Origin of the sequence: Pseudomonas sp. Pse35 (assembly GCF_024519715.1) — a bacterium.
In the GTDB taxonomy this organism is placed as follows: Bacteria; Pseudomonadota; Gammaproteobacteria; order Pseudomonadales; family Pseudomonadaceae; genus Aquipseudomonas; species Aquipseudomonas paracarnis.
The window spans coordinates 1-9,775 of record NZ_JALJRP010000059.1; the positions used below are offsets into that span (position 1 = coordinate 1).

The following is a 9,775-nucleotide window of genomic DNA, read 5'->3' on the forward strand; positions in this document are numbered from 1 at the left end:
GCGGCTGGTTTGGAAGCAGCGGTTTTAGCGGCTGGCTTGGCGGCTGGTTTGGAAGCAGCGGTTTTAGCGGCTGGTTTGGCAGCAGTTTTAGCGGCTGGCTTCGCGGCTACTTTTGCAGGCGTACGAGCACCCAGTGCCTTAGCTACGGCTTCCTTCACACGGCCAACGCCTTGGGCCAATTTCAGGCTTTCTTGAGCGTCTTTTTTGAGTTGGGAAATGTAGCTGCGGGTTTCGGCTTGGCGATCCTTGAGAGCATCCAGCAGCTCTTCAAGTTCTTTGACCGCGCCTTTGGCTTTGGCTTGCGCCTTGGACTTGCCGGCAGTGGCGGCGTCTTGCAGTTTGGTGCGGGACTTGTGCAGTTTTTCTTGCGCTTTACCGCGTTGCTTTTCCAGTTTGGCGAGCAGTTTTTCTGCATCAGCCAAGGCTTGGGAGCACGCGCTTTCCAGATGTTCGAGCAGGCTGCCCGAAAGTTGTTGGAGCAAGTGCAACGGGGTATTTACAGGCTTCTGTTTGGCCGACATGGTTTACCTCCTGGCTGACGTGGGTGCGGCTCATACTAGCCCTCTGCTCTTACCGCCGCTAGGGCATGTTGACAGTATCGTTTGCGTTGCGTTGCAACGTGCGAAAATTCTTATCGATATAACGGAAAACCACGTCACTTTTTACGCAGCCGCACTGGCATAATCCGTCGCACTTTCGCCGGGAGAATGCCCATGTCGCGTTACCTTTTTCTAGTGTTCGGCTTGGCGATCTGCGTGGCCGATGCAAGCGAGCAACCCTCTTCAAACACCACCGCCGCAACCCCACACGATCTTGCCTATAGCCTGGGCGCAAGCCTTGGCGAACGGTTGCGCCAGGAAGTCCCCGACCTGCAGATACAGGCTCTGCTCGACGGACTCAAGCAAGCCTACCAGGGCAAACCACTGGCGCTGGATAACGCGCGCATCGAACAGATCCTCGCACAGCACGAAGCGCAGAACGCCGCCGACGCCCAACGACCTCAAAGCGAAAAAGCACTCGCTGCCGAGCAGCAATTTCTCTCAAAGGAAAAAGCCACCGTCGGGGTTCGTCAGTTGGCCGATGGGATCCTGCTCACCGAGCTGGTAGCGGGCACTGGCGACAAGCCGTTGGCCAGCGATGAAGTGCAGGTTAAATACGTGGGCCGACTGCCTGATGGAACTGTCTTCGACAAAAGTACGCAACCGCAATGGTTTCGCCTCAACAGCGTGATCAGCGGTTGGAGCAGTGCATTGCAACAGATGCCGGTGGGTGCGAAATGGCGTCTGGTGATTCCTTCAGCCCAGGCCTATGGCGCAGACGGCGCAGGTGAGTTGATCCCCCCCTATACGCCGCTGGTGTTCGAGATCGAACTACTCGGCACTCGCCACTGACCCATAAAAAAACGGTGCGACATGCGCACCGTTTTGTATCTCCCCGCCGAGGGTCAGGCCTGGACAGCAGCCTTTTGTTTGTGGGCCGTGTGCAACACTTCGATCAGGCAATCTTCCAGCTCGAAACGCTCATGGAGCAGACCGCCGAGCTCCTTGAATTTTTCAGCAACACACTTGCCTTCATCACACAGATCATTGAAGGCCAGCAGCTTCTCGGTGATCACATCAATGCGCGGGTAAAGGGTTTCGGCCAATTCCAATCCGCGCTTGTCATTGAAGGCTTTCGCTTCGCCGGTCAGCTGCTCATAAACCTCAAAATGACCCGCAGACACGTAGTCCACCAAAGACCCGCAGAATTCTTGCAGAGGCTTTTGCTTCTCAGCCAATGCATCGGGATGGGCACCAAGAGTGTCATAGGCCTGAATCAGTTCGTGGCGCTCCAACAGCCATCTATCGATCAGCTTATGCACCCCACCCCAGCGTTCCTGAGCATTCTGACAACTTTCCAACATGATGATCTCTCTTCCCTATTGGGGCGCCGCAGCTCTGTACCTGCGCAACACTTCAAGGATGAAGCAGCAGACGGACAAGGCCGTGTCTGACAAGCGGTTTGGATAACGCGTGCGGGCCAGATTATGCCCGCATGACTATGGCTTCAAGGTACGCAGGAGAGAATGTTCATACAAGTGTTTAATCCGCTCCTACAACCTGAGTCTTGTTTTCAAGGCGTTGCGAGGCGCAAATGCCTGTCGAACAACAACCGTGACACCTGCATGAACCCCAGGATCAGCATCGCCACGAAGAACAACAGACTCCACTCAGGCAGGCTCAGGTCAAACAGCGTCCAGTTGATTTCGACACAATCGACCGTGCCATTGAACACCGAGCGCATTGCCTGCCAGACAGACAGGTTTTCAAGCATGTGCTGCACGCTGGGCCAGCAATCCCCGACCTGACTTGCCGGCCTGTTCTGCAACAGCACTTGCCTGCCTGCGGTGATGGCGCCCAGCAACGCACAGGCCATGCTCGCCAGCCCGTAGAGGCAATGGCCGGAACGCCCAGGTCTGTGAAGTGCGGCAATCAGGTTGATCAAGGCAAAAGACGCGAGGAACAGGCGCTGTACCTGGCATAGAAAACAAGGTCGTAGCAGCGCGCCGTATTGAAGGTAGAAAGACGCGCCCAACGTCAGCGCACCCGCCATGAACGCCAGGAAAAACAAAGAGCGTAAAGGGGCCAAAGACATTGTTTATCCGCACTGCAAGAGATAGGTCGCTACGGTAGAGGAAAGGCCCGACCCCTTTCAATACGCCCTAGAGCAGACATTTCCTCGAAAACATAAGGACATCCCGCCACGGGCCCGAGGAAATTCAGTTACAACAAGTAGGAATTAGTAACAAGGCCAGTTAAACCGAGTGTTTTCAAGCGTTGAAGGAGCGGGTGTCGGATCGGTCCGAGCCAACCCACTCACCCTTTCCTACTTCAAGCTCGCGCAGGCACCGGCAGCGGCGAAGACAGCAGGCGATTGTCGAGCAATCCCAAGCCTTCCTGAAACAGCTGGTTGCTGCGCTCGGTGTCGCCCAATTGGGCCAGCAGGCGAGCCAATTCGGCGCAGGCTTCGGGATTGCGCTGCACTTGCAGGCTGCTTTCCAGATAATCCCGCGCCTTGCCCCACAGACTGTTTTGCAGGCACAGACGGCCCAGCGTCAGCAACAGGCTGGCATCGCCTGGGTGGTCCTTGAGCCAGCCTTCGGCAAACTTCAATTGGCGCGCAGGATCACTGCCGCGCAACAGGCCGTACAACCGGATCAAGTGGCTGTCATAACCGCGCTTGAGAGCACCACGCAGCACTTCTTCGGCCTTGGCATCCGCGCCCAATCGACGCAGTTGGTCGGCATACGCCAACACCAGTTGTGGCTGTTGGCGCTGGGCAGTGGTCAGTTGCTCCCATGCGCGTTCCAAGGACTGCAACCCTGCTTCGCCTTGCTCTTCACGCTGGGCCGCCAGGCTCAGGTTCTCGCCCCAGGCGCGACGCTCCAGCTCGGCCAGTTCATTGGCGGGCAAGACTTTGTCCTTGCGCAGCTCAGGCAGCAGGCGAATCACAGACGACCAATCGCCACGCTGTTGATGCAGGCGTTGCAGTTGTCGCAGCACTTGCGCGTTATGCGGGTGACGCTCATGCATCGCCTGAAGAGTGACCAGCGCGCCTTCCGTATCACCTCGATCCATCTGCAATTGCGCGTGGCTCAAGGCAATGGCCAGTTCGGCCTGGGGCTGGCGCTCCAGAGCGCGCTCCAGCAAGCCGTCGGATTCCTCATAACGGCCCTGTTCATTAGCCGCACGGGCGGCACCGATGTAATACAGCAGCGGCTGACGCTCTGCTTCGGCGGCGCGGTGCAAGTGGCGCTCCGCACTGGCCCAACGTCCCTCGGCGAGGTCCATCTGGCCTTGCTCGATAGCGATCTGAACACGGCGGCTGCGATTGCGCCGTGACCAGGGGTTGACCACGCCACCGGATGTGGTGACCAGGCTCCACAACACGCGGACCAGATAAATCGCCAGGCCGATGGCAAACACCGCCACCAATGTCGCCCACAGGCTTGATTCGTAATGCAGCAGGTGAGGATAGGTAATCAACACGTAGCCGGTGTGCTTCGAAATGCCTACACCCAGGGCCAGGGCGAGCGCAATTGCGAGCACCAGGATCACATAGAAACGCTTCATCAGCTCTACTCCTGGGTCGCCGGTTTGCCAGCCGCGGCCTTGGCTTCGTCGGCCGACAGATGACGACGCTCAAGGTACGCCTGCACAGCGGCCAGGCTCGCGGCCAGGTCAGGCGTGACCACGGACACGGCCTTGGGCTCAAGCTCGGCAATGCGCGCCAGCATCGCCTTGCTCTGCGGGTTGTCCTGGTTGAAGTTGTCCTGCAACACGCTGCGCGCTTCCCCCAACGAGCGGCTGTAGACGGCCGCCTCGCCGTTAAGCGCAGCCCATTGGGCTTGCTCCAGTGCCAGGCTCAAGGCCAGGCGCACTTGGTTCAGGCCTTGGCCTGCCAGCAAGGGACGGATGTTGTCATCCGGGTTGAAGTCAATGCGGAAATAACGGGAGATCTGCTCCCACCACTGGCTCAACTGGTTCTGCGTATCGCTGGTGGGGCGCCCCTGGGAAGCAGGCTCCGTGAGCTGATACTCCGGGGCAATCGCCGCCAGTTGCACCACCTGGTCACGCAAGGCAGCCAATTGCAGGTACAGGCCGGTACGGTCCGGTTGCTCGGTGCTGCGCAGCGCGGCCAGGCTCTTGGCCAATTGCTCCCGTGCAGCGAAAGCCCCTGGGTCGCTCTGTTCGCGAAGAATCTCGTCGGCACCCTGGACCAGCGACTGGGCGCTGTTAATGTCTTGCAAGGCGGACAAACGCAAGCTGGCCAGACGGATCAGATGCTCGGCCTCGGCCAGGCGCCAGTCCTTGCGGCTGGCACCCAACACGGTTTCCAGACGCTGGTTGAGGCGCTGCTGATCTCCCTGCAACTGCGTGACCAGGCGGCGACGCTCTTCCAGCTCATCCGCACCCGGCAACTGCGCCAGGCGGGCGGCCAGCTGTTGCTGGCCTTGCTTGAGGCTCTGGGACTGGTCATCCAGGGTCTGCACCTGGCCCAGTTGGTGCTGGCTGCTGGCTTGCAGGGCACGGACCTGCCAGATCCCCCAGCCGCCGGCGGCTACGCCCGCAGCGCCCAACAGCAAGGCGACGACGGCCAGGCCATTGCCACGGCGTGGCGCGCTGACCGGTGTCTCGACCGGCGCATCAAGCGCGGGCTGAGCTTCATCTTTAGGCAAGGCTGTTTCGCTCACGTATCCGTCCTTTGCGTATCAGAGAGTGGGAACGGGATAGCTCCCTAACGCCACTAACAAAGCCGCGGCACTCGCGCCGCGACAATCCACAACTTTTTCTGCACCCGCAGCACGCGCCATTTCATATACACGCGGGCTGGGCACGAACAACGGCAGCTGTGCCACCTCTGGCCAATCGGGGCCGGCTGACGCGTGCAGGTGTAAAAAACCCTGCCCACTGCTGACCACCAGGCCGTTCAAGCGTTCCAACTGGATGCGTTGCATCAACGCGCCCTTTTCATACACCGGAAGAAAACGCCGATACAATTCCAGGTAATCGACACTAGCACCTTGCTCGCGTAAACGCTCTGCCAGCAACTCACGCCCGCCCTCGCCGCGCAGGATCAACACCCGGCCGCCCGGCAGTGCAATAGCCTCGCGCAAGGCGGGCAGTTCAAGCAAGGCCTCGCTATCGTCGCCAGTGGCGGGATAGTGAACCTTGAGGCCATGATCGGCCAGTATCTGTGCCGTCGCCGCGCCGACACTGAACCAGGGCATTGGCGGCACACTGTCCCCCAACCGCTGCAACGCCAGGCGTGCAGCCGGCTTGCTCACCACGATGACGGCACAATATCGCGGCAGCGCGCCGAATACCGCGCGTTGCTCAGCAGTCACCGGCAAGGCTTCGGTCTCCAGCAAAGGCAGGCAGCTGCTGTGAATGCCGCTCTTGGCCAATAACGCCGCCACGGCCGTCGACTCCTCGGCAGGCCGCGTCAGCAGCACTCGCCATTTGGTCACTGCGGGCCGGCCTCGCCATAGACTTTTTGCAAAATGGCACCCGCGCCTTTTTCCAGCAGTTCCTCGGCAACCTGAATCCCCAGTGCCGTGGCATCACGCTGCGGCCCACGCACCTCGGCGGTCAGCAGGTTACCGCCGTCCGGATCACCGACCAGGCCACGCAGCCACAGGTTCTCACCTTCGAGTACGGCATAGCAGGCGATGGGCACTTGGCAGCCACCGTTGAGGTGTTTGTTCAAGGCACGCTCGGCGGTAACACGCACTTCGGTGTCCGCGTGATCGAGAGGCTTGAGCAGTGCGTGAATTTCGCTGTCGGCGGTGCGACATTCGATGCCGACTGCACCCTGCCCGCCAGCTGGCAGGCTGTCTTCGACGCTGATGGCCGAGGTGATGCGGTCTTCAAAGCCCAGGCGGATCAGGCCGGCAGCGGCGAGGATGATCGCGTCGTATTCGCCGGCGTCCAGCTTGGCGAGGCGCGTGTTGACGTTGCCACGCAAAAAGCGGATCTGCAGGTCGGGACGCCGCGTCAGCAACTGGGCCTGGCGACGCAGGCTGGAGGTGCCGACGATACTGCCTGGCGGCAATTCGTCCAGAGACGCGAAGGTGTTGGAAACGAAGGCGTCGCGCGGGTCTTCGCGCTCGCAGATACAAAAAAGGCCCAGGCCTTCAGGGAAGTCCATGGGCACGTCTTTCATCGAATGCACGGCGATGTCGGCTTCGTTATCCAGCAGCGCAGTTTCCAATTCCTTGACGAACAGGCCCTTGCCGCCGATTTTGGACAGTGGCGAGTCCAGCAGCTTATCGCCGCGACTGACCATGGGCACCAGGGAGACCTTGAGGCCGGGATGGGCCTGCTCAAGGCGTGCTTTGACGTATTCGGCCTGCCACAAGGCCAAGGCGCTTTTACGGGTGGCGATGCGGATTTCGCGAGAGGACATGGATCAATCCGTACTGAATAGATACGGCGGATAATAACAGCTCAGGCAAATACGCTTTGATTTGAATCAGCAAGTGCGGGGCCTCCCTGGCCACGCCGCACCGGGATAAGGAATGCAGACCGCGCCGCAGCCCTTGGGCTAAAGCTGCTGCATCATTTTGCGCACGCCAGCGACATGGCGTCGGCTGACGATCAACGCATCACCATTGAGCCCCTTCAGGAATAACTGAAAGTGCCCCAGGGGCGTGCGCTGCAGGCGCTCGATACGTTCACGGGCGACCAGCGCGTTGCGATGAATGCGCACGAAACGCTCGCCAAACTCGTCTTCAAGCGCCTTGAGCGGCTCATCGAGCAACACTTCACCGGTCTCGTGGCGCAAGGTCACGTATTTGTGATCGGCAATAAAGTAGACCACCTGGCCGAGTGGGATCAGTTCGATGCCCTTGCGGGTACGCGCGCTGATATGGCTGCGTGGCCCGTTACCACTTTGCGCAGCCGGTTGCGTCAAGGCAGCCAGTTGGGCGCGGCTGGGACGCTCGGCTTTTTTCAAGGCTTTGAGCAAGGCTTCAGCAGTGGCCGGCTTGACGAGAAAACTGACACCGCTGTCTTCCAGCGCCTGTGCAGAAAACTCATCCTGCGCCGCACACAACACCACGGCAGGCGGCGATTCGCGTTCGCTCAGGCGGGCGGCGACCTGCAGGCCATCAAAGCCCGGCATCCGGATATCGAGCAGCACTACATCGGGCTTGTGGCTGTCGATCAGCGTCAACGCCTCCTCGCCACTGGTGGCACTCGGTTCAAGGACTGAATAACCCTCGAGTTCACTGACCAGACGGCTCAGTCGCTCGCGGGCTTGGGGTTCGTCATCAACGATCAGGACATTCATATTGCGCTGGATTCCTGCGTGAGTCTCGCACAAGGATAGCGTAGACAGGTGCGGTGACTGACGTCACAGCGATCCACGCTAAGACTAGCGCGAGCGGCAAAAAGTGCCCTGAGAATGGCACCCAAATTTACCCGGACCTGTTCAATAGCGCCCAAGACCCGCTGCATTCGGGCATCGTCGTAGGGTTCACTGATAAACAATCCGAATACCCCCCTGTTTAATGGATAGTCTGGTTATGACCGCATCACCCGACTTTGGTGCATTCACACACTATCAGTCCAACTGTAGACGCTCAGTGAGGCGACATTGCTCAATCGTCAAATATCGTTTCAATAAGTACCTGTCACCAGTCTCGTCCTGGATGCGGTCGGCGGCAAGGCACTTAGCCATCTCTTACACAAAAAAATTGCCGACCACCCGCAGCACCGCCTCCACGGGCAACCCTGTTATGATCGCCTGCACACCTTCATGCCTCTTTTAAGCAGATCACGAGCGAATCCATGAGCACCGACAAGACCAACCAGTCCTGGGGCGGCCGCTTCAGTGAACCCGTCGACGCCTTCGTCGCGCGCTTCACCGCCTCCGTCACCTTCGATCAACGCCTGTACCGCCACGACATCATGGGCTCCATCGCCCACGCTACGATGCTGGCCAAGGTCGGCGTGCTGACCGACGCCGAGCGTGACAGCATTATCGACGGCCTGACCATCATCCGCGGTGAGATCGAGGCAGGGACGTTCGACTGGCGCGTAGACCTCGAAGACGTGCACATGAACATCGAGGCACGCCTCACTGATCGCATCGGCGTGACCGGCAAAAAACTGCACACCGGCCGTAGCCGTAACGACCAGGTCGCCACCGATATCCGCCTATGGCTGCGCGATGAGATCGACCTGATCCTGGGCGAAATCACCCGCCTGCAAAAAGGCTTGCTGGAGCAGGCCGAGCGTGAATCGGACACCATCATGCCCGGCTTCACCCACCTGCAGACCGCACAACCCGTGACCTTCGGCCACCACCTGCTGGCCTGGTTCGAAATGCTCAGCCGCGACTACGAACGCCTGGTCGATTGCCGCAAGCGCGCCAACCGCATGCCGCTGGGCAGCGCTGCACTGGCCGGCACCACCTACCCGATCGACCGTGAGTACACCGCACAACTGCTGGGCTTTGACGCCGTGGGCGGCAATTCTTTGGACGGCGTGTCGGACCGTGACTTCGCCATTGAATTCTGCGCCGCCGCCAGCATCGCGATGATGCACCTGTCGCGCTTCTCCGAAGAGCTGGTGCTATGGACCAGCGCGCAATTCCAGTTCATCGACCTGCCAGACCGCTTCTGCACCGGCAGCTCGATCATGCCGCAAAAGAAAAACCCCGACGTGCCAGAGCTGGTGCGTGGCAAGAGCGGCCGTGTGTTTGGCGCGCTGATGGGCCTGCTGACCCTGATGAAAGGCCAACCACTGGCCTACAACAAGGACAACCAGGAAGACAAGGAACCGCTCTTCGACGCCGCCGACACCCTGCGCGACTCGCTGCGCGCCTTTGCCGACATGATCCCGGCGATCAAGCCCAAGCACGCGATCATGCGTGAAGCGGCACTGCGCGGATTCTCCACCGCGACCGACCTGGCGGACTACCTGGTGCGCCGTGGCCTGCCGTTCCGTGACTGCCACGAAATCGTTGGCCACGCCGTGAAGTACGGTGTGGACACCGGCAAGGACCTTGCGGAAATGAGCCTGGAAGAACTGCGCCAGTTCAGCGACCAGATCGAGCAGGATGTGTTTGCCGTGCTGACCCTGGAAGGCTCGGTGAATGCCCGTAACCATGTGGGCGGCACTGCGCCGGCACAGGTCAAGGCGGCGGTCGTGCGCGGCAAGGCATTGCTCGCCAGCCGCTAAAACTGTGGCGAGGGAGCTTGCTCCCGCTGGGCTGCGCAGCGGCCCCA

General features: G+C 60.1%; 10 protein-coding genes. 2 read left to right on the plus strand and 8 right to left on the minus strand.

Features of this window, described 5'->3' with window-relative positions; translation table 11 throughout:
• Positions 1–521 (minus strand): AlgP family protein (locus OC445_RS26495; protein WP_262020445.1); only part of this gene is annotated, 521 nt, incomplete at its 3' end.
• A gap of 192 nt (positions 522–713) precedes the next feature.
• On the opposite strand from OC445_RS26495, the gene OC445_RS26500 reads away from it, so the two are divergent.
• Positions 714–1,391, plus strand: a complete 678-nt coding sequence (locus tag OC445_RS26500; RefSeq protein WP_181124097.1) for an FKBP-type peptidyl-prolyl cis-trans isomerase — start codon at positions 714–716, stop codon at positions 1,389–1,391.
• Between the two features lie 53 nt (positions 1,392–1,444).
• On the opposite strand, the gene OC445_RS26505 is transcribed toward OC445_RS26500, so the two are convergent.
• The 7 genes from OC445_RS26505 to OC445_RS26535 form a co-directional block, all read right to left on the minus strand.
• Positions 1,445–1,903 (minus strand): Rsd/AlgQ family anti-sigma factor, encoded by a 459-nt coding sequence (locus tag OC445_RS26505; RefSeq protein WP_034129039.1) that lies wholly within the window; start codon positions 1,901–1,903, stop codon positions 1,445–1,447.
• A 209-nt stretch (positions 1,904–2,112) separates the two neighbouring features.
• Positions 2,113–2,634: a disulfide bond formation protein B gene (locus tag OC445_RS26510; protein ID WP_034129040.1), complete on the minus strand. Its 522-nt coding sequence runs from the start codon at positions 2,632–2,634 to the stop codon at positions 2,113–2,115.
• Between the two features lie 236 nt (positions 2,635–2,870).
• On the minus strand, positions 2,871–4,112 hold the full coding sequence (locus OC445_RS26515; protein ID WP_034129041.1) for a heme biosynthesis protein HemY: 1,242 nt from the start codon (positions 4,110–4,112) through the stop codon (positions 2,871–2,873).
• A gap of 5 nt (positions 4,113–4,117) precedes the next feature.
• The gene (locus OC445_RS26520) at positions 4,118–5,233 is read right to left on the minus strand and encodes a uroporphyrinogen-III C-methyltransferase (RefSeq protein WP_034129042.1); all 1,116 of its coding nucleotides are present in this window, start codon (positions 5,231–5,233) and stop codon (positions 4,118–4,120) included.
• Positions 5,234–5,251: 18 nt separating this feature from the next.
• Positions 5,252–6,010 (minus strand): uroporphyrinogen-III synthase, encoded by a 759-nt coding sequence (locus OC445_RS26525; protein WP_054896010.1) that lies wholly within the window; start codon positions 6,008–6,010, stop codon positions 5,252–5,254.
• Positions 6,007–6,948 (minus strand): hydroxymethylbilane synthase, encoded by a 942-nt coding sequence (gene hemC / locus OC445_RS26530; protein ID WP_034129044.1) that lies wholly within the window; start codon positions 6,946–6,948, stop codon positions 6,007–6,009. Before hemC ends, OC445_RS26525 begins: the two co-directional genes overlap by 4 nt.
• A gap of 138 nt (positions 6,949–7,086) precedes the next feature.
• Positions 7,087–7,833, minus strand: coding sequence for a LytR/AlgR family response regulator transcription factor (locus OC445_RS26535; protein WP_034129045.1), 747 nt, complete (start codon positions 7,831–7,833; stop codon positions 7,087–7,089).
• A 500-nt stretch (positions 7,834–8,333) separates the two neighbouring features.
• On the opposite strand from OC445_RS26535, the gene argH reads away from it, so the two are divergent.
• Positions 8,334–9,728 (plus strand): argininosuccinate lyase, encoded by a 1,395-nt coding sequence (gene argH / locus OC445_RS26540; RefSeq protein ID WP_220382923.1) that lies wholly within the window; start codon positions 8,334–8,336, stop codon positions 9,726–9,728.
• Positions 9,729–9,775: the final 47 nt, after the last annotated feature.